The sequence below is a fragment of the Bacillus sp. FJAT-49711 genome, assembly GCF_018343715.1.
In the GTDB taxonomy this organism is placed as follows: Bacteria; Bacillota; Bacilli; order Bacillales; family Bacillaceae_C; genus Lederbergia.
Window position 1 is genome coordinate 385400 of record NZ_JAGYPL010000004.1, and the last position, 23738, is coordinate 409137.

Consider the following 23738-nt stretch of genomic DNA (forward strand, 5'->3'; position numbering starts at 1 on the left):
AAAAAAAGGGGACAAACGAAGGGATTAATCTTTCAAGTTTTTATTTTCATCCGATCACCCGAACTTTTTGTGATTGCAATAAATGTATAATTAATTCCAAAACTATTTTTTGAGATAATTGAGTTGAATAACTGGCCGACTCATCTAGTTCCGGGATTGTAGCACTATCGTGGAATACTGTATACTCAATCTCTTGATGTATAAATCCTTCAACAAATAAATTTCCTTTAGAAGCTGTATATGTTCCATCATTTTGTGTTCTGGAAAGTTGGTTTGGAACGAATATACAGTTGGTTAGAATTACCTCTTTTGAGATTTCATTAACTTTTATCATTTTCTTTTCAAATACTATATTTTCTTCCAAACATATCTCAATTTTATATTCCCCAATGATAACCGGAACCCTTATATGAATAGTTTTATAAGGATCGATTGTATCATTCATTTCTTTTTTCGCAGTTAATTTAGTGTCATGTAAGGGAACTACAATTGATTTATGTTGGTTAGTCGTTAGAACCTCTTGATCAACATCAGTTTTATTCGTTAAAAATATCATTTCATCAATTGTTGTACACACTAAATGACAATCAGGCTGTTCTGGATAATGAGTCGTGGTATTTATAACTTTCGTTTCAGGTTGAGGCGCTTGGTTATTATTTAGGTCAAGAAATTCAAATGTATTTTTAACAATCTCCCCACAGATTGGTGCGTGAAGAAAGTCATCAATTTCAACATTAGTAGAAAATGGGGTTTTTCTAGTCGTAAAATACACTATTCCCTCTTCCAATTTAGTCATTTCATCCTCAATATCAGATTCAGGTTGTTCATCATCATCTTTTTTTAGTGCAAGATCTGGTTCTTCTGTAAGTATTATTTCATCTGTCCCCTCCTTTTCATGATGGATTATCAGATCATCTTTATAGTGAGATTCTGAGATAATCTTATTTTGTTTTGATGTATCGTGATGATCTATAAAATTCAATGTCTTTTCAGTACTGAAGTTGTCTTTTTCTTCTATATCAACCATCTCATGCTTAACGACAGCTTCGGGAGGGATGGAAATAGTATCATCTGAATAATCTGCAGGGTCCAGTGTCATTATAGGACTAAAATTATTTGTTTCCTCGGCAATGGGGTTTTCCATCTCATTATTTAAATCAGTAGAACTGTAAAGCTCGGTATCGGGATTACCTTTGCTTGCACCTTCCAGTCCTTCTATCTCTTTATTAACAAATCTATCCTCCATTTCATTTGCTAACATGTCAGAAGCATGATCTAGTTGAGTTGTATTATCTATTCGATCAGTAGAGATCGTTTTATTATTCCATGTGGTGTATTCAATTTGATTAGAGCATACTTCTTTCATACTTGTATGGTTAAGCCATGGAGTACTCATCTTATCACTCCTAAATCATAACATCATCATTATAATTATTTATGCTTTTATTTGGACTTTTGTCACTAGACATTATTGAATCACGATTTCATTACTTAAACTAAATATTTCGGAACGTCAAAAACGCAAAACAACCGACTACATCATAAGCAGAAGTAGTCGGTTCATCTAAATTTTTTTCCTAATAAAAAGAGAAAAGGGGTAAGACGACGTTTTATTTCATTTTCGCTTTGTTAAATTCTCCTCTATCCCTTTGCGATTTACCGTAATCGTACCAGTAAATTTCTTCAGGGCCCTTTCGTTATCTTTTAAATTATATCAGGAATTCACAAAGTTATTGGCATCCATCTCGTCTAGATAAGGATTGTTTTTAATTAAACTTTTTACCCTATCAATTGTATTAGGACCTTTCGGAACTCCACCATTTCTATAAAGTAAAATCCATCTAATACATGCTAAAGCTTCAAAAACTTCAAGTTCTTTCTCTCTTATGTCATTTTTCATTAGATAGGCTGAACGGAAAAAAAGTGCATGTCGTTCTGATATGTAAATTTTCTTCAATGTAAGTGACCACGCAAAATCGTATCTAGCATCACCTAGTTGTCCGTTTGTCCAATCTAAAATAGTAAATTGGTCATCTTCTTCAACAATATTTCCTAAATGAAAATCTCCATGAATAACATTTTCTTGCTTTATTTCGATTAGACGTACTAGAGATTGAATCGCGTTATGCAAGTCAGAATGTTCACTTAGTCCCGGAAAAACGTAGGAAACGAAATCGAACTTTGGAAGATGTATATCTCCAATATCGATTAGGGGCATTTGATGTAAATTTGAAAGTATATTTGCGATCCCGGTCATTTTCTTTTTATTTACTTTTCTAATAGGCATTCCATCAAAAGTTGTTAGCAGCACTTTTTCTGAATAAGGATTTACTCCCCAAGCTACTGGCCTAGAAACAGACAATCCTTTTTCAAAAAGTACATTCAATAAATGATATTGAAAACGAACATCTGGATTAGAACTTTTATTCCATATTTTTAATACAAAACTCTCTTTCTCTGAACTTATTTTAATCACTTCAGCTTCAAAACCTTGGTCCATTTGATGTATAGTTAATGTCGATTCATTGTGCAATAAATCATCCAACATTTCATTTTTTTCAATCCAATTCACAGTACTTATAGGAGTTGCCAATAATAATCTTCCTTTCTTCGATTATAATTATAAGCGGTACTCATCTTCTATTTTAAGTCCACTCGAAATGTATTAGTTATTAACATTCACTTTTCTACTGAAATGATTAAAAACATTGGTCTCCTTAGTTCGTCTTTCATTTCAGGAATACTCTTCAACATTTGTTCGGAAGGAATAGGTTCCTTAATCGCTTTCAAAAGAAAACCAGCATCAATTAAGTTATTTACATACGTTGAAAATGTTCTATGATATTTAATAACATTCTCTGTTAGAAATGTTGTTTCACGCACACCTTCAAATTGATAATCATCCACTGGCCAATGTAGAATACTTCCTTGGTTATCAAATTGCCAATCTTGTTCATTCCGAGAGGTGAAAATGGGATGCTCCACCGAAAATATAAATGAACCCCTTGGCTTTAACCAATGAAAGACTTTCTTACAGATTGTGTCAAATGACTTAATATAATGAAATGCCAATGAACTCATAACTACATCAAATTGAGATTCTGAGAAATCAGCATCCTCAATGGGCGTTTTAATATACGTAATGAATGGATCTTCCGTTTTTTCACGGGCTTTATTGAGCATTTTTTCGGATATATCTACACCTATAACAGAACTTGCATTTTGTTCGCGAGCATAACGACAATGCCAGCCAAAGCCACATCCCAAATCAAGCACATGCTTATTCAGCAAATCCGGAAAAAGTTCTTTTAATATGTGCCATTCTCCTGCTCCCTCCAGTCCTTTAGTAGATCTTGGCATTTTTTCATATGCGGAAAAGAAATTCGGGTCATCATACTTGTTTTGTTTCATAATTTGAACATCTCCTATTAATTAAGATAGCCACCTAAAAATTAATAACTAGTCTTTCAGGAGGCTACTTTTATCCTTCTAACCATTCCAATCACCCCACTCATTCCTCTTATTTCCAAACTTTTCTGTGGTTCAAAGCATATATTTAACTCACATTCTCATCTGGTTTATGGATTCCCAATATATTACCTTTAGTATCGATATAGTATCCTCGCCATCCTGGCAGCGCATGTTTTATTTACGACATTTATCACCATTCTTAAAACTCTGTCTTCTTTTAAATCAGAATTTTCTAGACTTGTTGTACAAGTAAATCCATTAAAAGGTTGTTTTTTGGCGCATAGTACTTTAACACAGCACCATTGCTCTCAGAATCATTCTCACTTATAGAATGGTGTGATACGACCATTCTGTAAAGGTCGATCTAATCTCTCTCAAAAAACATCCTTTTCGTTAAGTGTTACTTGTCATTTTACTATATTTCTAAATATCGGTGGGGACTATTACGTTTCAAGTTTTTAAATAGTACAAACTTTCTTTTTTCAACGCCACTTTGTATTTTACCTTCTACTATCCCACTTCTAAAGAGAGGAATAACTTGTGGAATTTCTTGGCGGGAAATCTGCAAACGCCTATTTTTTATAAATATAATATTTAGTGTCATAAGCAGAATTTAAATACGTCTAAATAAGTGAAATCAAAGACGGGGGACAGTGACATGTCAAAAAGCAACTCAATCATATCCGAATGGTTTCATCAATATAGCCATGATGTTTACGATTATTTAGTCTATTATACAGGGACAATTGATGTAGACGATTTGGTTCAAGAAGTTTTTATTAAAGTAATAAAGGGGTTGACGTCATATAGAGGACAATCTAGTCCAAAAACATGGATATTTAGCATTGCCCGTAATGTTGCAATCGATGAAGCTCGAAAAAGAAATAGAAAAAAGAAAATAGCCTTCGATGAACAAATGATCATTAAAGATGGGGAATCTCCTGAAAAAATCCTCTTACAAAATGAAGAAAAACAAACATTATACAATGATATTCAAAAGTTAAAAAGTAACTATAGGGATGTAATTTTACTAAGAGGGATAAAGGAAATGACGGTAGCGGAGACAGCTGAAATTCTAAACTGGAAAGAAGCAAAAGTGAGAACAAATTATCACCGAGCATTGAAATCACTAAGAAAGCTACAAGGTGGGGATTTAAATGATGAGCTCTAATCAAAAGGACATTGAACAAAAGCTCCGTGACTTACCATCCTTTAAATTAAACGAATCAAAACAAAAGATCATTCACACTCAGTTGATGAGAACTGTTATTCAATATGAAAATAGCGAAAGGAGGGCAACTAGGATGAGAAAAACCCTGGCAGGGATAGGCGGTGTCATAGCATGTTCTTTACTAATATTCTTCACTTTTATTTTTATTGATGGCAACCACTTTCTAAACAATGAAAATAGTAAACCGGGCGATGTACAAAATCCAACTATAAAAGAAAATCCTCCAAAACAAAATACGATGGAATTTAGTGCTGAAATAGCAAAGGAACTCACGAACCAATACAAGGAATCATTTGATTCATTAGTAAATGAAGCAAATGAAAATAATGGTCAAATAACCTCTTTCCATACAAAAAGAGAAATTCAACAACATTTCTCCATCATTATGACAGACGATTTCGCTGCATCTTTAGTTGACACTTATTTTAATGAACAAGACGGGAATGTATTTATTATTGCAATTGATGGACCGGCTTGGCTGATGGAAGATGAGGATTTTACTGTTCAAAAAGTAGAGAATAACTATTACACAGCAACCCAAGAACAAAATAATATATCAATTGGGCATGTTTTATTAACTTACCACTTTCAGCAAGTTGATGGGAATTGGGTCATCAGTAAAGCGGAAATAAAGAACCTTGACGAAAAAGTTATTCTACAGGAAACCGCACAAGCCATTATAGAAGGAATAAATGCGAAGGATTTTGCGAAGCTATCGGATTACGTCCATTCAGAAAAAGGTCTTTTATTTTCACCTTATGTATTTGTAAACGAAGATTCCGTCGTTTTCCAAAAGAATGAAATTAGCGAGTTATTACATGACAAGAAAGAATATTTATGGGGAAATTATGCCGGAAGCGGGATGTCAATCAAGCTTACAACAAGTGAATATTTTGCCGAATTCCTATCTGTAGAAAAATTAATAAAAGATGGTTTAGTGTTGATTGATGATTTAAAGGAACGCGGTAATATGAAGAACAATATTAAGGATTTCTTCCCTCAATCAAAAACGGTCGAATACTATCTCGAAGGCACCCCAGAAAATGGCGGAATGGACTGGGAAAGCATTATATTCGTATTTGAAGAAAGTGAAAATGGAGATTGGAAGTTAGTAGCAATTGTAAAGGACGGATGGACGATTTAACATCGTTAACATTACTTTTCAATTTTGAAAAAAGTTTATTGGGATAAGGGGCAGCCCTTATCCCAATTGTTATTACGCTATCTTTAAAATGATATATTTTGTTTTAATATTTCTTTAAGTCCTGAATTGGTGTTTGGATGATAACTGGATTCTTTTTAGGATCTAGCCATTTTAAAATTTTTACAACATTAGCTTCAGATGTTGCGGTGCATCCAAGTGTATAGCTATTTCCTATATGGAAGAAGATGGCACTGCCTTTATTCGGAATTCGTTTAGTATTGTAGTTGATAACGAAACCATAGGTATAAGCAGGAATATTCATATTTTCAGCACTTTTCCATTTTCCCTTTGTTTTCTTACGGGATTGCCATGTGTTATAAAGGGAAGATTTCGGATCATCAACCCAAACATCGTCATCTGTTATGTTACGATAAGATAATTTTGTTCCTGGATTTTTTTTACTGCCAAAAGCGGTTCCGATTGTATACTTTCCAATTGGAGATTTCTTGCCTCCCTCACTCATATTGGAGGTGAATCCGTATTTTCCAATATATCCTGTTGTAGCCAATACAGGAACCCATTTTCCTTTGGAATCCTTCTCAAAAGTGCGAATTTCAGCTGACGACGTATTCAAACCGTTTGTAGTAACAAGAATTAATTGTTTATTGTTTCTGATTGTTTTTAAACCTGCCGCTAAGTTTTTCGAAGCTGCTGGTTTAGTAGCAGTTAAATATTTGGTTGAAACCCAGCCTGTTTTACTTCCAACCTTTATTTTTCCCCAAGAGCCCTTTGTCTGATTAACAATAACAGATTGGCCTTTTTTGATCGTTGTGACCACTTTGTAATTTGTACTTGGGCCGCTGCGAACATTCAAAACACTCGCTGTGACATACATAGTTTTGGAAGTTGTTTTTTTCTTAGTGGTTGTTGTAGGCTTCTTAGTGGTTAAATATTTATTCGATACCCAACCCGTTTTACTTCCGACTTTTACCTTATCCCAAGAACCACTTGTTTGAGTCACCTTTACAGCATGATTCTTCTTAATGATGGTAATCACTTTGTTCTTAGTACTGGGACCAGTTCTAACATTCAATGCACTCGCTGTGACGTATTTTGTTTGGCTAGCAGCATGTACCGGCTCATCGATATAAAGTCCAGTTAATAAGATTAACATTGCAACAAAAATTGCGAATACTTTTTTTAACATCTTCTTCCCTCTTTTGCAATTCATTATGAATTTCCTTATTAAATTATAGCTAGGATTCAATGCTGGATTAACAGATGACTTTCTAAGTTTAAAACGTTGTTGGCAGGTTGCACACCCAGATTTAGTGTGATAACCCATCATGTAAATGCTCTAATTGCATTTTTCCATCTCCGGTACTCATGCTTCATTTTTTTCTAAATCCAATTGATCTTGATGGTCTTTCCTTTAATATTGGATTAAAACGCAAATGAGTAAAACCGAAAATATCATAATACTAATGATTATCCTTACTATCAATGTATTTTTACCCCATTTTTTTGCCTAATAACACTAATCTTTCTAGTATTATTTTTTTCTAATTGATACAGAAGCTCACTTTTCAAAAGCCCCTTTCAATCCTCATTCTAAAAACTTTTCTACACGTTTTCACTAAAGCCCAACTCCGCGCATAACCTAACTTAAGTATTTTATTGCTTTTCAATTTTACTTTCAAGGGGGGTTATTTTATATGGAGCTAACAGCCGCTCACTGGATGTATTTGGCAGGAACAGTGATTATTATTTTAACGATGTTATTTCGCCAAAATGTCGTTGTACCTTCGATTATAGTGACATTCTTAGTTGGTTGGATTTTTAAAGGTTCATTTACAGCTGGTTTGCAAACTATTTTTAATGCTAGTTTAGTTGCAGCTGGGGAGTTATTTAATATCTTCCTCATAATCGCAATCATGACTGCCTTGTTATACTCATTGAAAGAGCTTGGTTCAGATGAGCAAATGATCACGCCGTTTCAAAAAGTCATGAAGAATGGGCATATATCCTACTGGATCATCATTTTCGTCACATATGCGATTTCCCTTTTCTTTTGGCCAACACCCGCAGTCCCATTAGTTGGCGCCTTACTCATTCCCGTTGCTGTTCGCGCCGGTCTACCTCCAATTGGTGCCGCAATTGCTATTTCACTAGCAGGGCAAGGAATGGCCTTATCGTCTGATTATGTCATTCAAATTGCTCCAACCTTAACAGCAACTGCAGCTTCAATTGACGTTGGCCCCGTCGCAGATCGTGCCTTTATATTGTCCTTAATTACTGGGATTTCAGCTATTGTCCTTGCCTATCTTTCTCTTAGAAAAAAAATCTTACAACCATCTAGTCAACATCTTCAAGCATGGGAAAATAGTATTCAAAAAACGGTTGAAAGCGAAAGTTCATCTGAAACGAAGCAATCTTCAAAAAGTAAATATAGTCTTTTCTTTGCCATTCTCATACCTGTCACTTTCTTGGTAATCATTATCTATATGGTTTTGGCAAAGTTCTCAACAGTTCTCCCTTCCTTAGAAGGCGGCACTGGAGCAGCATTAATTGGCGGTGCTTCATTTATTCTCCTTATTGCAGCTTCTTTCTTTAAAAATATCCGCTCTTCCCTAAATTCAGTAAGCGACAATATCGTAAGAGGATTTGTATTCGCCTTTAAAGCAATGGGTCCAGTCATTCCTATCGCTGGTTTCTTCTTTATCGGCAGTGGTGAATTGGCATCGAAAATGTTCGGAATGGCTGTAGAAGAAACACCTTCTTTCTTATTTGATCTCGTTATAGCTGGTCAGCATATCATACCTGAAAATAGCTTTATTGCAGGCTTCGGCATTCTTATTATTGGTATGATTACGGGATTGGATGGTTCTGGTTTTTCAGGTCTTCCTTTAGTGGGATCATTGTCAGGAGCATTAGGAGAAAGTGTTGGGGTCGATGCAGCAACACTTGGGGCTATTGGCCAAATGGGTGCAATCTGGGTAGGCGGAGGAACCTTAATTGCTTGGTCGTCACTTGTGGCAGTAGCTGGTTTTGCAAAGGTTCCTGTTATGGAGCTTGTACGAAAGAGCATCTTCCCCGTTTTCATAGGATTGATTCTTTCGACGATCATTGGATTATTAATATTCTAAAGAATCGAGGGATTGTCCCTCGATTCTTTTGATTGACTTCATTAGAACATACGATTCTCACCAGCTGTGTCCTCTTGCAGTGATTGGCCTATATCCCACAGTTCAACGATTTTGGCCATCTTGAAAAGGAGAGATATATACAACTGTCCCACCAATATCATTTGGATTCTGCTCTATATGAGAGCAACAGCAACAATATCACCTTCTTGAATAGCAAGTTTTACCTAGTTTTTATAGGACATAATAAAATAATACCCAATACAGTGAATATACTAGCTAAGGTTTTGTGCTATTGTTTAAGAAAGAAGATTTTCTAGGAGTGAGTGGCTTGAGTATTTGTTTTGAAATAAAAAGGACTACTAAGGTTTCCAAGCAAAAAGCGTACAATGGAATACTTGATCTTGACTCTGCTAAGAACTGGATGCAGGGACTAGTTCGAATAGAGCGATTGGATAAGGGTCTATTACAGGTGGGAAGTCAGTGGAAAGAGACAAGAAAAATGTTTGGAAAAGAAGCTTCTGAACATTTTGAAGTAGTGGAGATAAATGAACCAGATAAGATTGTATTTCGTTGTGATGGAACGAAAGGGACAACGGGCAAAGGTGAATTTGTTTTTACTTACATACTTACTTCAACAGGCGATAATACAGGGATTTCATTGAATGGAGAAATAAATGGACTTACTGGATTATCTAAATTTTTCGGGAAATTGATATCGGGAACTTTTAAAAAAGCCTGTGCAAAAGATTTAGATTCGTTAATTGACTATTTAGAGAAATAAGGGCAAAGCAGTTTTCAAGTTTGATAGAACGGCTCCAGAGGCAACAGGCAAATTTCATACATAATCACGCCACACATTCTTTAAGTTCACAGTTAGAACAATTGAGAGTAATTAAGGAGTAGTGCTTGACATTTTTTTGTTTTCATCTAGGAATCCGTCTCTGAACTAACAAGTGATAGAAGGAGTGCTGACTAAAGAATTGTGACCAGGACATAACTATTTCCGACAAAGATAAATCCGAACAATAGGTTGTTTAGTGTATATACCCGCTCCGGAAATATACTTCGCTTTCCGTGGGCGGCTGGCGAGCCTCCTCGCTCGTCCCGAGCTGCGGGGTCTCACCTATGCCTTCCTTCCACAGGAGTCTTCGTATATTTCCTCCGCTAAGTTAGATCATTGTTCGTCTTTAGGTTTGATTGTTTTAGTTATGTCCCAGCCTCTAATAGTTATTGGTAACCAATTAATGAATATCATGCTTTTTGAAATTTCCACCTTTAACCTCTGATACTTCGTAAATCGCTACAAATGCCTTTGGATCAATTTCATTAATGATTTCTTTCATTTTACTTTCTTCTAACCGGTTTATGACACAAGTAATTTCCTTGAATTGTTCATTTGAATAACCACCTAGAGCTAATTGGTATGTTGCTCCACGACCTAATCTGTCACGTATCGTTTCAACCATTAATTCAGGTTGAGTTGTAATAATTTTAAAGGTCCTCAAGCCGCTTAATCCTTCCTCTACAATGTGAATCACTTTAGATGCAATAAAATAAGCAATAGCGGATAAAATAGCTCCTTGAAGACCGAAAACTGTGGATACAATAATAAAAACAAACATATTCAAAAAAAGGATTAAATCACTCGTCCCAAAAGGTAAATTGCGGGAAAGTAGTACAGCCAACATATCAATTCCATCTAGTGCACCGCCATTACGCAAGGCTAGTCCCATCCCAAAACCAATGATAATACCACCAACAACAGTTACTAGCAATGTATCTCCTTGAATGATGGTTGGTATATGGTGCATAAGGCTAGTACTAATAACTAGTGAGGCTATACCGATAACTGAATAAATAGCAAAGCTTTTACCGATTTGTTTATATCCTAAAAATACGAATGGGATATTTAATAATGCAATGAAAAGCCCAAGGGGTAATCCAAATAATTGTGAACCAACTATACTCAGGCCTGTCACACCGCCATCTGACACATGGTTTGGAATTAATACTGATTCTAGTCCATAGGCTGTAATAAATCCACCAATAAAAACTAATATTGCGCGCGAAACCATAAGAAGTTTATTACGTTTATTCTTTGTAGTGGTATTCAATATTATTTCCTCTTTTCCAACTTAAGTGAACTTTGTCTTTTACATTAAATTTTTAATAAAAATATATTTTATATAGCTAAAATCATTTAATTCTCATTCACTCTTCGTTAATATACCCACTAGCTTTAGCCTGTACTTGAATTGTTTCTAAAAAACGCCTCTTCCCTTCAAATTGTATAGGAAACGGAACCGCCCATCACTTTGATGATGTTTTCTTAATCAGGATGCCAGAGGTATTAAAATTATGGTGCGGCGAATGGGATAAATATTCTAGTAAAGTATAGTTTCTCATTTTATTACGAGAACAAGGAAAATATTTGAGGTGAAAAGCTCTAACTTGACCGAAAAAGTACAATGGTAACCATTTAGGGACATCATTTATTTCTTATTTTTATAATGTAGCATACGAATAGAAGGCATAACAGAAAAAAAGGTTTTAGAATTGATTCTTTTAAGCAAGTACTTATTTTATGGAACAAAAAAAGAGAAGCAAGACACTCCTCTTTACTATAATCTCGATTAAAGTTAATATCCTTTCTAGGAGAAATACATAGGCAGGTTTGATAATTCCTTCAACTATTATCCAAATTTAACCACAAGTCCATTACTGATTCGAGTTCTTTATTTAACTCAAGTTTCCTGCTATACAGCTTATTAAGCTCTTCATAATGAAGATGGTTTTCAGCCATCGTTAAATCTATCTCATTTATTTCATTTTCAAGATTTTCAATTCTCTCCAATGCTCTAGCTTTTGCTGTTTCTTTCTTTGAATCTTCAGAGGTTTTTCTTTGTGTTTTCACTTTTTCAGCTTTTATAACTGGATCCTTCACATCTTGATGGATTACTTTCTCTTTCTCACTTTTATAATAATCGTAATTGCCAAGATAGCTCTTCAAGGAATGCTCCTCTATAACGATAACTCTTTCACCTATTTTATTAATAAAATATCGATCGTGAGAGATAAAGAATATTGTACCTTTAAAGTCATCCATAGCTTCCTCAAGCGTTTCAATTGAATCAATATCAAGATGATTTGTAGGCTCATCAAGTATTAATAAATTGATATCTTGAAATAAAAGGATAGCTAGCTTTAGCCTGATCCTCTCTCCACCTGATAAATGCTTTACTTTTTTGAAGACGCTACTTTTATAAAACATGAATTTTGAAAGATATTCTCTTGCTTTACCTTCCATTATCAAAATGTCATCTCTAAAAGCTTCCAGCACCGTGTGGTCTTCATTATTAAACGTAATTTTTTGTGGCAAATATGCAGCCTTCACATTAGCGCCTAGTTCCACTAGACCATTATCAGGTTGCTCTTCACCTAATAGCATCTTAAGGAAAGTGGTTTTCCCGCTCCCATTAGGGCCGAGCAGTCCCACTCTTTCACCGAAATTAACTAATACATTTGTGTCCTTAAAAATAATTTTATCATCATAGTTTTTTGATAGAGCGATCGCTTTAATCGTTTCATTTCCGCTCCGACCTGCAGCTTTTAAGTCAAGTTTCATATTCTGTCTTTCAAAAACTGGTTTATCGATCCGATCCATTTTATCGAGCTTTTTTTGTATACTGGCAGCTCTTCTAAAGAACTTGTTATTATCAGCCCTCATTGCCCAGTCTCTCAGACTCATTACAGTCTTTTCCATGTTATTAATCTTTTTTTGCTGCTCTCTAAAATGCTCATATTGAATCCGCATATTTTCTTCCTTTTGATGTACAAAAGAAGAGTAGTTGCCCTTATAGGATTTCGATTCCATATCCTCAATTTCTACTATTTTAGTCACGACATTGTCCAAAAAATATCGGTCATGTGAGACAATCAGGACAATTCCCTTATAGCTTTTCAGATAGCCTTCGAGCCACTCAATTGATTCCATATCTAAATGATTCGTTGGTTCATCCAGCAGCAATATATCCGGGGTATGAATCAAGAGCTTCCCAAGTACGACTGTCGTTTTTTCCCCGCCGCTTAATAAATCAAAATCCCTGTTTAAAAAGCTCTCATCAAAATGAAGACCTGTACAAACCTTGCTTATCTTTTCTTCCCTTTCGTATCCGCCTTTTACTTCGAATAATTGAACGAGTTCACTATATTTTTTTAATGCTTTCTCCAGGGCATTGTTTTCCAATGACTTCATTTGCTCTTCTAATTCACGCATTTGTTTTTCGATGCAATCAATCTTCTTAAAGGCCAGGTTTAACACATCAATTACTTTTAATCCTTTGGGATACACTGGCGATTGTTCGAGGTAAGCCTTAGTCGCTCCTCTTGACGGGTTAATTAGACCTTCATCATATCCGGGGCTAGAGGTTTGCGGATAACCGGGATAATAATTCATCGGCTCTATTCCTGCAATTAGTTTAAGAATCGTACTCTTTCCACTTCCGTTTGCACCAATGATTCCAACTTTCTCTCCTTCATAAGCTTCAAAGGAAACATTTTTAACGACAAGTGTGGCATTCATATATTTTTTAACGCCGATTAATTTCAGTTCCTTCATGAAATTCCCTTCTTCCATCCATAATGTCGTTACGCTTTTTATGGAAAGGGTTAAAAAGACAATCTTTACTATTTTTTTGTATTAAAAAAGACCATAAGAAGATGGTTTCTTCTTACAGTCTATAATCAGCGAATATAATTTATTAAAATAAGTCTACACAAAAATGTGCATGCTAAAAAGCATAATCATGCCTCTATTCGCACCAGTTGTATAAAAACTGACGGAATATTTCAAGTGAAACCCTGAAATATTCAATAAATTATCATCTCGATATTAGTAAAGTAAGTAACCTTCTAAATTGCCTTATTCATAAAGAGCATAACAAATAAACCTAACAATAATAGGTAAATTTCCTCTTCATAAAATTCATATTAATTTTCAAAATCAATTAATATTAGCAATTAGTTGGTTCCATAAACTTACTTTCCTCCTCCGAAATTTCCCTTATTATCTCACCGTTTCATTTTTTTGTAAATAACTGATCGGGAAATTTTTGTATGTGGGAGGTGGCTGTAATCTGTTCATTCATTTCAAATGATTGGGCAAAAGGAAATACACGAGATGAAAAATATTCCTTTTCATCTCGTGTACTAATTTATCCTATTTTGCATTCTCATCAGGTTGATGAATGCCGAAAATATTGCCTTCGGTGTCAATATAATACCCTTGCCATGCCATTCCAGGGAGGGCATGTTTAGACTTGGCGACCTTGCCCCCAAGTTCAATAATTTTCGTTTCTGTTTTATCGTAATTTTCCACTCCCATTGTACATGCAAATCCATTTAAAGGTTGGTTTGTTTCCGGCGCAGCACTTTGACGCTGCATTAATGCACCATTAATTCCAAGTTCACTTTCCTCGCCTGTTACTGCTCCAAAGTAAGGCATTCCTGCATAATCACTCCAATCTTGAAATGACCATCCGAATACCTCTCCATAAAACTTCTTTGCCCGTTCCATGTCATTTACATGAATTTCGAAATGAATTAATCTGCCCATGCTTTCCTCCTTTTTTTCATTTGTATCCGATTACATTTTTCTATTATAAAGAGTTATAGAAGGAAATTCAATTTCAGTTAACATTTGATTAGCTAAGTTAATAAATTGTGTTATAACAATAATAATAATCATGAATATATAAAAAAGACCTTCCCATATTCCAGCACTGAAAAGGTCAATCAATGGGATCTCTTAAAGCCGGTCAGCAATAAGCAAGAAATAATACGTACTAACGCATTCAGGCGGTAAGGTCGGAATACTTTTTATAGTTAAATGCACAGTCTCGCCACGATTAAGCACCCAAACACCACCGCAAACATTACTTCTTCGAGCACGGTCATATACAGACTGCCAGGAAAATGGGGATTTACAACGTATGGAATATCCATTATTAAAAATCCGAACTTCTTTGCAATGCTACATTAGAGAATTCAGGCTTCCCGTTATTTCATTAAAACCTGTTTGTTGAAAAGTTGCTACATATTGTCTTTGTAATGTGCAGCAGTAACTCTTTTGAGTCTATACAACAAAAACTCCTGACTAAACTAGATATTTAACACATCTGTCATCTCATTTATCTAAAGATGACAAAGAATATTAATAAGCTTACCGAATGGATCTTTTACATAAAAACGTCGAACCCCCCACGGTTCTACAATTGGTCCATACTCAATTGGAATACCTGCTTTTTTTATGCGAGTTAGTGCATTATCGAGATCATCAACTTCAATTGACAAGTCAGGCACCGGTGTCCCTGAACCGCCCTCAGAAAGAAAGCTAATTTGAGTGTCCATTTTCTCATGCGAACCGTAAGTTGCAATAAATCCCATATCCATCAGTTGATCAAGTCCGAGCACTTCTCCATAAAAGTACTTTGCTTTAGATATATCCTGAGTCCCAACATTGGCAACAATTCGTATAACCTGCATTACTACATCCTCCTAAATTTTTGATATATCATTAATAAATGAACTGATCCAATAGTTCATCTTACAGTGAATAAATTTATTGCATATCATCTGTCAAATCAACATTTCCATTGAACTCTGCACAAAAGTTCACTGAATTTCCCCTCGTTATTTTAATAACAATCAAGACTTTGTCCCCACAACCATTATAATTCCAAAATTTCATTTTCCCGATCTTGCATTGCTTTACCGACACAAGCATATCCATATTTCGCCAATTTAGTCACTTATTTATCTTCTTATTTGAAATTAAGTTATGGACCTCTTGGCAGCTTAAAAATATCAATCTTCATTTTAAGTGTCGAAACATCACAGATAATGCTTCAAATAAGTATAGAAAATATCTGAGAACCATTTTACAGAGTATTGGTTCTATTATGTAAACACTTGCTAAAAGAACAAAGTTTTCATTTAGTGATTAAAATACAGCTAGATTAATGAAAGTAATATCACAAACCTTTTACATCAATATACCGGGCACTTCAAATGGCTTGGATGGAGATGTCAGATTAATATCGATGTAGGTTAGATCCTCTCTTCACATCAGCTAGTGTACAATAAATATTTAAACTAAATCTGTTTTAACAAGTATTCACAAACCTTACTCGAACTAAGCCTAGCTGCTACATAAGGGGGCTGGACTCCTCTAGCGCCTTCAAGCGGAAGTCCTAACCACAAAACTTTCTCGTCAATAATCACAAAAGGAAATGGAAAGATTTCATCCAGCCATACATCGCACTCGCTCCACTTTTGATTCGAAATAATGGTCAACTTTATTCGATTTCCTCTATTTAGTAACTGTTTAGTCCATTCTTCGGTTAAATTGCTTTCTTCTGGCAAGGAAATAGTAATCGATGACTTTGCCGATCCCATGTCTTGAAAAACAGCTTCCACTTTTCGCGCATGAATCCATCTTAATTTTGGGTGTTGGTTTTGAATCCATGAACCAATTACTTTTGTTGTGACCGTTTGTTTGTTCCTAACCTGATGGCTAACAAGTTGTCTCAGCGTCTTTCCCGAATACATGTGCTTTTCAATAAAATTTCTATTGCTGACGTGAAGAAATTTCCCTTTCGTTCTTGTAATGGCTACGTTAATCAAACGTTCGCTTTCCTTGCCAGTTATGAGCATACCCGCCCGATTTTGCGGAGCACTATCGACCGTATCAAATATCATCACATCCCGTTCACTCCCCTGGAATCTATGGACAGTAGCCGCAATAATATCCGCTTGCCTGCGCTTTTCTTCATATATCTCTTCAAGAAGCATGCCCATAAGATTCGCCTGGGCACGGTATGGTGTAACATATCCGATCGATTTAGCACCACTTAATGTTGATTCATGAATCAATTGAAAAGACAGCAACAGCTGCCATAGATTGAATCTTGAATTCGTTGTTTTATCACTTATACAATGTAGACCTGTAAAGCTAGTATCCAGGAGCACAGAAGCTCTCTCTTTAAAAGGAGCAAGGCTTGTGATGCTTTTCCTGCTTTTATAAACACTTTCGTGATTTCCAACGAGTGAATGATAGATGTACTCATTGGTAAAAGCTGATATATCGGGGTGCATCCTACGCTGTTCTTTTAATAAAAATAGTTGAGGGTGAAGTTTCTCTTCATTCAACCCTTCCACCACTCCAGCCTTATGGAATACATCTTCTTTCAGCCATTTGGCCACAAGCGGGTCACGGCTTGATGCAATCGGAGGCAACTGCTTGAAGTCGCCGCAAATAATGACTCGCTTTCCCAAATTTGCGGCAAAAGCTGCCTGTGGTACATAAGCCATACTTGCTTCATCGAGGATGACAAGATCATAATTAAGTTCATAAACGGCACTATCACTAGCTGCTTTAGCAAGCGTCGTTCCAACTATGAACGCATCTTTTACTAATTGAACTTCCTTCTTCCGGACCTTTTCTAGAATTCTCGTAATCTTGGTTTCTAGTTCCAGCAAAAGATCGGAATCTCGTTTACTAAAAGATAGAGCCAAGTCTTGCTTTAAGTGCCGCCTTTCTTCAACTAGTCTCTCTCTATCGTGAGCAAGGAGTGGGTCATGCTTTTCAATCATCAGATTTGTTGTAATTTCTTGATGAGCTGATAGAATTTCCCCGTTGAACCCACCGTAGCGGAGCACGTCCCCTTCTCGAAATCTTTTTTTCTTTTTTATAAACTCAGTCAGTTCCCCCATCAATACATCGACAGCTTGATTGCTATGGGACAAAATCAACACTTTTTTCTTCTGAAAATATTTATTAGCTGCAGTTCTGGCTAAGGTGTATGTTTTCCCCGTACCCGGAGGACCCCAGACGAAAGTAGCTGGATTGTATTTGGACCGCAAAATCAGTTCATGGACATTACTCTTGATCTTTTCTTCAGGATGTTTTGTTTCCATAGAAGGATTCATCAATCTTTTCACTCTTAGCCGCTTTTGTTTGCTTTTTTTGATTTCTTCGAAGCGCTCTATTAATTGTTCAAGTAACTCCCAAGGGTCATGCAACAGATAAGCATCTGGGATGAGGTCACCGAAGTTTTTTTCTAATGCAACAATAATTCCCCTTCCCTCAGAGGAAAGCACCCTTCCACTACTTTTCATCATTCCCCATTCCAATTTTATGGAGGAACCAACTGGTATTCTTATTGAGATGGCTGTATCAAAATAATAGCTATAAGGACCGTCGTTTGATAACAGTCTTCCATTTTTCACAGAATAGCGGCTGCCTCCATACTTTTTTAAATGATTAATCTCTTGTTGCAGAGCTTGCTGCCATTCCTTGATATATGTTTTCGTTGTTGTCATTTGCTTCCCCTTGTTATTCGGCTTTGTTCCAAATTTATATTTTGAATAATAACCTATGACCTAAAATAAGAGATTCCTAGGTTGAAACTTTTTTCTAAAACCATATATAACAGAATGACCAAATGTTAAGCAATCTTTGGTCAATTTCTCTGAATACGCCTAAGTTTTCCTCTAATTTCCTCTTTTGAAAAAATGAATCTCAAAGGAAAATCGAGTAGGAGGGAGTGATTAACCCCCGACCTCTCACACCACCGTACATACCGTTCGGTATACGGCGGTTCAACTAAGATTGGTGACGCAAAGTTTCGTAACGAGATAATAGACTTTTGAGCCCTTGGGAATTCCAGTAGGAGTTTCCAAGGGTTCTGTGTAGTATCGGACTTTTGGAGATTCTCCAATAACTTCTACGTGAGTTTCCCCATTCATAAGCCTTTCCTTTCGGAACGCCAAGTCTAATGAGGTTCCTCACCTTCGTGCTTGGTTTCTTCCAATTCTTCCACATACACATCCGAAGTCTTCTTCTAATCCATGAATCAAACTCCCTGAATACACTTGGCGTATCTGCCAGGGCGAAGTATCCGCACCATCCCATTAGATATTGGTTTAGTTTCTCTATTCGATATTCCATGGGATAAGGTTTCTTTCTTGAGGTAATTTCTCGGATTTTATTCTTCATCCGTTTCACGCTTTCTTTGGCAATCCGAACTTTGGGTTCTTTATGAAAGGTAAAACTGAATCCAAGAAATTTCCTCTTCCAAGGACGGTCTACAGCTGACTTTTTCAAATTAACTTTCAGCTTAAGCTTTCCTTCTATAAACAAGGTGATGGAATCCATCACCCGGTTTCCTGCTTTCATTGTTTTCACATAGATATTAGCATCATCGGCGTATCGTACAAATTTGTGACCTCTTTCCTCTAACTTCTTGTCAAATTCGTCAAGGACAATGTTAGAGAGTAAAGGACTGAGAGGTCCTCCTTGTGGAGTTCCTTCCTCACTGGTTGTCACAATGCCATTTATCATGATTCCCGATTCTAGATATTTACGGATTAACTTAAGCAGGCGTTTATCTTCGATTCGTTTCGCTAGTGTCCCCATTAATTTGTCATGGTTTACTCTGTCGAAGAACTTCTCCAAGTCGATATCAACCACCCAACGATAACCTTCCTGTATATAACCTTTTGCTTTCCTAACCGCATCATGGGCGCTTCGACCTGGTCGAAATCCATAACTATGGTCTGAGAACATCGGGTCATATATAGTCGTTAAAACTTGGGCAATTGCTTGTTGAATGAGACGGTCTGTTACGGTAGGGATACCTAATAATCGCACCCCACCGTCAGGTTTCGGGATTTCGACCCTGCGGACGGGTTGCGGTGTATAGGTACCCTCAAGAAGTTCCATTTTCATGGATTCCCAGTGTTTCTTGATATGCTCTCGTAGGTTTTGTACGGACATCCCATCCACACCATGACTTCCTTTATTTCGTTCCACCCTTTTCAGGGCGGAAAGGAGGTTTTCCCGTGACAGTATTCGTTCCATTAACATTGGTTACGCCTCTTTCCGTGAACAACGATTCCACTTATGCCAGTTCTGCTCCACCATCTTGAAGTCCCCCATGGGATTCACCATATCCTCCTTCAAGCATGCCTTATCGGTTATCTGTGTTCATCGCAGGTTACTGAATGCCAAGATGTTGCTCTCTCTTAATTGTTCAGCCCTTCCCATTCTTCTCGAGTTCGAATGGTACTATGGCCTCTGCTGACTTCTGATTGTTCAGCTATCCATCACTGGATAGGTTACCAAGTGAACTTGGCGTTCCAATCAGACCTCCCCAGGTAAGAACGTAGTCTTTCCCTCCACCTATCTGCTTCATTTACTACATACAACCTTCGGCAGAAAGGGCTTTGTTCTGTACTGCAAACTCACCCAATCGTAAATAGCCTAATATGAAGTTCGTGTTCCTCAGACCGGAGGTTTGCCGCTCGCTTCCTTCAGATTCCACGTCACCGTGGACACCCTTGCGTTAAGCTAACTGCTACTTCTGCCTTCGCAGTTCGGGACTTGCACCCTATAGACTACGCCCATGCTGGGCGCACAGTTAAAAGGCAACTCCCAAAGGGTTAGTTGCCTTCTTTCAATATTTATTTTACCACTTACTCTCATCTTGGATCAGTAAATTATTCTCCCTACAAGTATGTTGCATTCATCATTTTTTCAAAAGTTTTATACTAATCTTTTGTTCTAAATCTAACTGTAATCATATATTTTATTAGAAGAATACATTATGTGCTTTTATGTAACACCTACCATATGAATGAGGTGAAGCCAAAATGTTTGTTGTTTATTTTTTAGAAGACAAAAATATTTTATTAAATCAGCTGCTGAAACGTGTTCCATCCGTCGGTGAGAATATCATTATTAAAGGCCGTAAAGGTAAAGTTTCAAGTGTTGATCATATTGATGAAAAAAAGCTTCATGTTCAAGTTATTTTTGAAAAGGTAAATAAAAATAAACTTGTGGCAGATAATTCAAAAAAGAAAAAAAGGTAAGCAACATTTGTTTCTCTCTTCACTGAAGTTTTTTTCAATAGGAGTTTTTTTGCTCCATCATAAAGCCTCTCTTATTCGGAGAGGCTTTTGCATACTTTGCTTTCTATAGAGGTTCTTCACTATACTTTGAATACTTCTTCTTTCGAGCTCTCTAATTGCATTCTTTCTAATTCTAGTTTTAATTTTTCCGTCTCCAGCAAGTAATTCTGATGTTTCATTTTTTCCAATTCCAGCTGATCATGAATGAATTCGCCTTTGATTTTTGCACTAGATCGCAAATGATCCGTTATTATTCCAAGTATTGGAACTGAACAAACCATAATACCAATAATCCACCACAAAGAAATCACCTCGTTTTTTACTGTTTTCAATAGTTTAATACATTATTGATAAGTTATATATAGTGAATATACGTTGGAAAAGAAATTAAGATTCAAAGTGATATGAAATATTTTTCATGCTATAAAAAACTTAAAATCGGAATACTTAATTACACGAATTTAGGTTCAAATATGAAATGTTATTGACCTTTCTTAAAATAAGCATTGCTAAACAGCTCCACATAGCAGGCTGTATACGGCGGCATATAAGATACGGGTGAAATTTTTCACTTGATTACTCTTATGAATAAGCATGTTAGCAATTAATGTTATTTCAACGGAATCTTTACAACATCGTCCAAATATTTTGTTGTACTATATCCTTTAATTTCTAATCTTTCAGGAATTACCGCCTCTTCTGAATCATGACTATGTAACGCTATGCTTTGTACTGTAAAGAAATATCGGGGCTGTTCGATTTCTTCATATACATAAGGGTTTGTATAAATATCGTATTCAATTCCGTTTTTATCGATAAGTACTCCTTCAGAATCAAAATCTCTGGAACTAATTAGACTTTCATCCTCACCCATAATATTAAAGTCAAGCGACTGATATTTTCTATTCTCAATTTCATGATTACTAATGACAACATGGGTTGGCTGTCCTACTTCCACCTTGTCGATGGAGAGTGTACTACCTAAATATTCAAAGCTTTGAGGATATTCATTAGAAGCATCCAATTCGATAGTTTTTGGTTCTTCAACCGCTAATTCAACGGATAGGAATTTAATGTTAATGACTTTTGGCTTTTCTACAAAAAGCGGTTCAAAATATATTCCATAAGAAAGCCAATTATTGTTTTCATAATAGCCATAGCTGTTGTACTTATCAGCTTCCACCTTTTTATTATTTACTTGTAGATAGTCAAAATCAAGTCCGTGTATTCGCTTCTCTGGTAGGTCATAAATATAAGAATAATTTAGAGTCGTCGCTGTTGGAGCTATCGTTAGTTTATCAAATCGAACTGGGATTCCTTCTACTTCTATTTTTTCATCCAATTCATATTCGAGAGAGGGATGTTTCGTTACAGGTATCTCGAAGTTCCACTCTCCTGCTTCATACGCCATGCTCTCGTAAGCCAAAGGACTATTCTGTCTAGAGGGGTCACGAATCAATCGCTGCAGCTTAGTGATTTTAAGTTTAATGGTTTCGTTGTCCGCTTTAATTGGTAGCAGACTAAGCTTCCCATGGTATACGTTGTTTGCTTTATTATTTAGATCGGATTTAAGGTCAGGGGGATAGTATGTTGGGGATATTTCGCGACTCATGATTTCATGCTTATTTTCCGCAAAAACCCCATCATCATAATTCAACATATATTGGTTTTCTTTATCTGTATCTTCTATTTCATAAAAAACAAGGGTTTGTATATCATCAGCAACCACACTTTTAAGCTTAATCTTTATTCCATTGCTTTCCGCTTCAAGGTTCAACCTTTCACCTAGGCCATGTTTTAAAAATGCACGCAATTGCTGATCTTCTTCCGTCCACGTATAGTAAAGATTTGTAAAAGACCCTGTAAACACTCCTATACCTATTAATAAAGCAAAAACACCCGCAAAGATATATCCCATTCTTTTACGTTTCTTGTTTTTCTGTTCCTTCTGCATTTCCATTTCTGCCAGCCTATCTTTGACGTTTCCCATGAAATCAGCTGGCACATGAAAATTCCCCATCATTTCCGTAAGATTTAACATAGCATCCTGAAAGGCTCCCAAATCCTCCTGACAGTCTTGACAATGATAAATATGCATCTCGAAATCAATCTTTTTTGATCGTTCCAGTGTCCTTTCTAAGTAATCGATGTAATATGTATGGTACTCCTTACAACCATCGAACGATGACCCGAGCCCCATATCCTTCCTAAGAGACTGAATTCCTGAGAACAAAAATTCTTTCAACGTTCCCATAGAAATTTGGAGAAGTTGTGCCGCTTCCTCCAGAGAAATTCCAATAACATATGTAAGAACCACAGCCTCTCTCTCGTGGTCCTTTAACTGATCGAGTGCTTTAATAAACTTACTTTCCTCTAAAGCTTGTAAACTTCTTTTATGCGAAAGCTCTCGGCATGTATGTAGAAAAATAAATGTTACCCACATTTCGAACGATATTTCTCTATTACATTTAGGCAATTCCTTAGTCAGTTTTATAATGGACTCGTAAAAAAGCTCCTCTATCTGCTGTTGATTTTTAAGATAGGACCAACCAAGTATATAGAAAGATTGTTTATGTTGATCGAACCAATCAACGATAGAATCCACTTCTTTATCTCTTATCATAGACATTGACATGGGGTCTATTTTTGCTGGAATCATTAAGTGTCCCCCTTTTCTACATTCTCTTTGTAGGGATCTTTACAGATTGATCATTCTATTCATTAAAAAAACGAATGTAGGACATTGCAGAACCCTGTGAATGTTGCCACTATTTAT

18 protein-coding genes are annotated in these 23738 nt (G+C 36.1%); 5 read left to right on the forward strand and 13 right to left on the reverse strand.

Going from position 1 to position 23738, the window contains the following annotated elements:
- Nucleotides 1-46: 46 nt before the first annotated feature.
- The 3 genes from KHA96_RS19535 to KHA96_RS19545 form a co-directional block, all read right to left on the reverse strand.
- Complete coding sequence (locus KHA96_RS19535) at nucleotides 47-1396, reverse strand: BC_2427 family protein (RefSeq protein ID WP_213130978.1); 1350 nt, start codon at nucleotides 1394-1396, stop codon at nucleotides 47-49.
- Between the two features lie 318 nt (nucleotides 1397-1714).
- Nucleotides 1715-2593 carry an aminoglycoside phosphotransferase family protein gene (locus KHA96_RS19540; protein WP_213130979.1) on the reverse strand — a complete coding sequence of 293 codons (879 nt, stop codon included), beginning with the start codon at nucleotides 2591-2593 and terminating at the stop codon, nucleotides 1715-1717.
- Nucleotides 2594-2679: 86 nt separating this feature from the next.
- Nucleotides 2680-3411 carry a class I SAM-dependent methyltransferase gene (locus tag KHA96_RS19545; protein WP_213130980.1) on the reverse strand — a complete coding sequence of 244 codons (732 nt, stop codon included), beginning with the start codon at nucleotides 3409-3411 and terminating at the stop codon, nucleotides 2680-2682.
- A gap of 718 nt (nucleotides 3412-4129) precedes the next feature.
- Between KHA96_RS19545 and KHA96_RS19550 the strand changes: the two genes are divergently transcribed.
- Complete coding sequence (locus KHA96_RS19550; protein WP_213130981.1) at nucleotides 4130-4642, forward strand: RNA polymerase sigma factor; 513 nt, start codon at nucleotides 4130-4132, stop codon at nucleotides 4640-4642.
- Nucleotides 4629-5846 carry a hypothetical protein gene (locus tag KHA96_RS19555; RefSeq protein ID WP_213130982.1) on the forward strand — a complete coding sequence of 406 codons (1218 nt, stop codon included), beginning with the start codon at nucleotides 4629-4631 and terminating at the stop codon, nucleotides 5844-5846. The genes KHA96_RS19550 and KHA96_RS19555 overlap by 14 nt, the downstream gene beginning before the upstream one ends.
- Nucleotides 5847-5949: 103 nt before the next feature.
- On the opposite strand, the gene KHA96_RS19560 is transcribed toward KHA96_RS19555, so the two are convergent.
- Entirely contained in the window at nucleotides 5950-7053 is a 1104-nt protein-coding gene (locus KHA96_RS19560) for an SH3 domain-containing protein (protein ID WP_213130983.1), read from the reverse strand.
- Between the two features lie 508 nt (nucleotides 7054-7561).
- On the opposite strand from KHA96_RS19560, the gene KHA96_RS19565 reads away from it, so the two are divergent.
- Nucleotides 7562-8992 (forward strand): hypothetical protein, encoded by a 1431-nt coding sequence (locus KHA96_RS19565; protein WP_213130984.1) that lies wholly within the window; start codon nucleotides 7562-7564, stop codon nucleotides 8990-8992.
- Nucleotides 8993-9311: 319 nt separating this feature from the next.
- Nucleotides 9312-9773: an SRPBCC family protein gene (locus KHA96_RS19570; RefSeq protein ID WP_349305815.1), complete on the forward strand. Its 462-nt coding sequence runs from the start codon at nucleotides 9312-9314 to the stop codon at nucleotides 9771-9773.
- 460 nt (nucleotides 9774-10233) lie between these two features.
- On the opposite strand, the gene KHA96_RS19575 is transcribed toward KHA96_RS19570, so the two are convergent.
- The 7 genes from KHA96_RS19575 to ltrA form a co-directional block, all read right to left on the reverse strand.
- On the reverse strand, nucleotides 10234-11067 hold the full coding sequence (locus KHA96_RS19575) for a YitT family protein (RefSeq protein ID WP_481748256.1): 834 nt from the start codon (nucleotides 11065-11067) through the stop codon (nucleotides 10234-10236).
- 611 nt (nucleotides 11068-11678) lie between these two features.
- A complete protein-coding gene (abc-f, locus tag KHA96_RS19580; protein WP_213130987.1) occupies nucleotides 11679-13610 on the reverse strand; it encodes a ribosomal protection-like ABC-F family protein in 1932 nt (643 codons plus the stop codon).
- 600 nt (nucleotides 13611-14210) lie between these two features.
- Nucleotides 14211-14606, reverse strand: a complete 396-nt coding sequence (locus KHA96_RS19585) for a VOC family protein (protein ID WP_213130988.1) — start codon at nucleotides 14604-14606, stop codon at nucleotides 14211-14213.
- Between the two features lie 578 nt (nucleotides 14607-15184).
- Nucleotides 15185-15535 (reverse strand): VOC family protein, encoded by a 351-nt coding sequence (locus tag KHA96_RS19590; protein WP_213130989.1) that lies wholly within the window; start codon nucleotides 15533-15535, stop codon nucleotides 15185-15187.
- A 76-nt stretch (nucleotides 15536-15611) separates the two neighbouring features.
- A complete protein-coding gene (locus KHA96_RS23305; RefSeq protein WP_283248475.1) occupies nucleotides 15612-15740 on the reverse strand; it encodes a hypothetical protein in 129 nt (42 codons plus the stop codon).
- A gap of 404 nt (nucleotides 15741-16144) precedes the next feature.
- Complete coding sequence (locus KHA96_RS19595; RefSeq protein ID WP_213130990.1) at nucleotides 16145-18373, reverse strand: AAA domain-containing protein; 2229 nt, start codon at nucleotides 18371-18373, stop codon at nucleotides 16145-16147.
- 283 nt (nucleotides 18374-18656) lie between these two features.
- Entirely contained in the window at nucleotides 18657-19919 is a 1263-nt protein-coding gene (gene ltrA, locus KHA96_RS19600) for a group II intron reverse transcriptase/maturase (protein WP_213127439.1), read from the reverse strand.
- 785 nt (nucleotides 19920-20704) lie between these two features.
- On the opposite strand from ltrA, the gene KHA96_RS19605 reads away from it, so the two are divergent.
- A complete protein-coding gene (locus KHA96_RS19605) occupies nucleotides 20705-20923 on the forward strand; it encodes a hypothetical protein (RefSeq protein ID WP_213130991.1) in 219 nt (72 codons plus the stop codon).
- 119 nt (nucleotides 20924-21042) lie between these two features.
- Here the strand turns inward: KHA96_RS19605 and KHA96_RS19610 are convergent, their stop codons facing one another.
- Together KHA96_RS19610 and KHA96_RS19615 are read right to left on the reverse strand one after the other, a co-directional pair.
- Complete coding sequence (locus KHA96_RS19610; protein ID WP_249315777.1) at nucleotides 21043-21294, reverse strand: hypothetical protein; 252 nt, start codon at nucleotides 21292-21294, stop codon at nucleotides 21043-21045.
- Between the two features lie 278 nt (nucleotides 21295-21572).
- Nucleotides 21573-23621: a DUF4179 domain-containing protein gene (locus tag KHA96_RS19615; protein WP_213130992.1), complete on the reverse strand. Its 2049-nt coding sequence runs from the start codon at nucleotides 23619-23621 to the stop codon at nucleotides 21573-21575.
- Nucleotides 23622-23738: the final 117 nt, after the last annotated feature.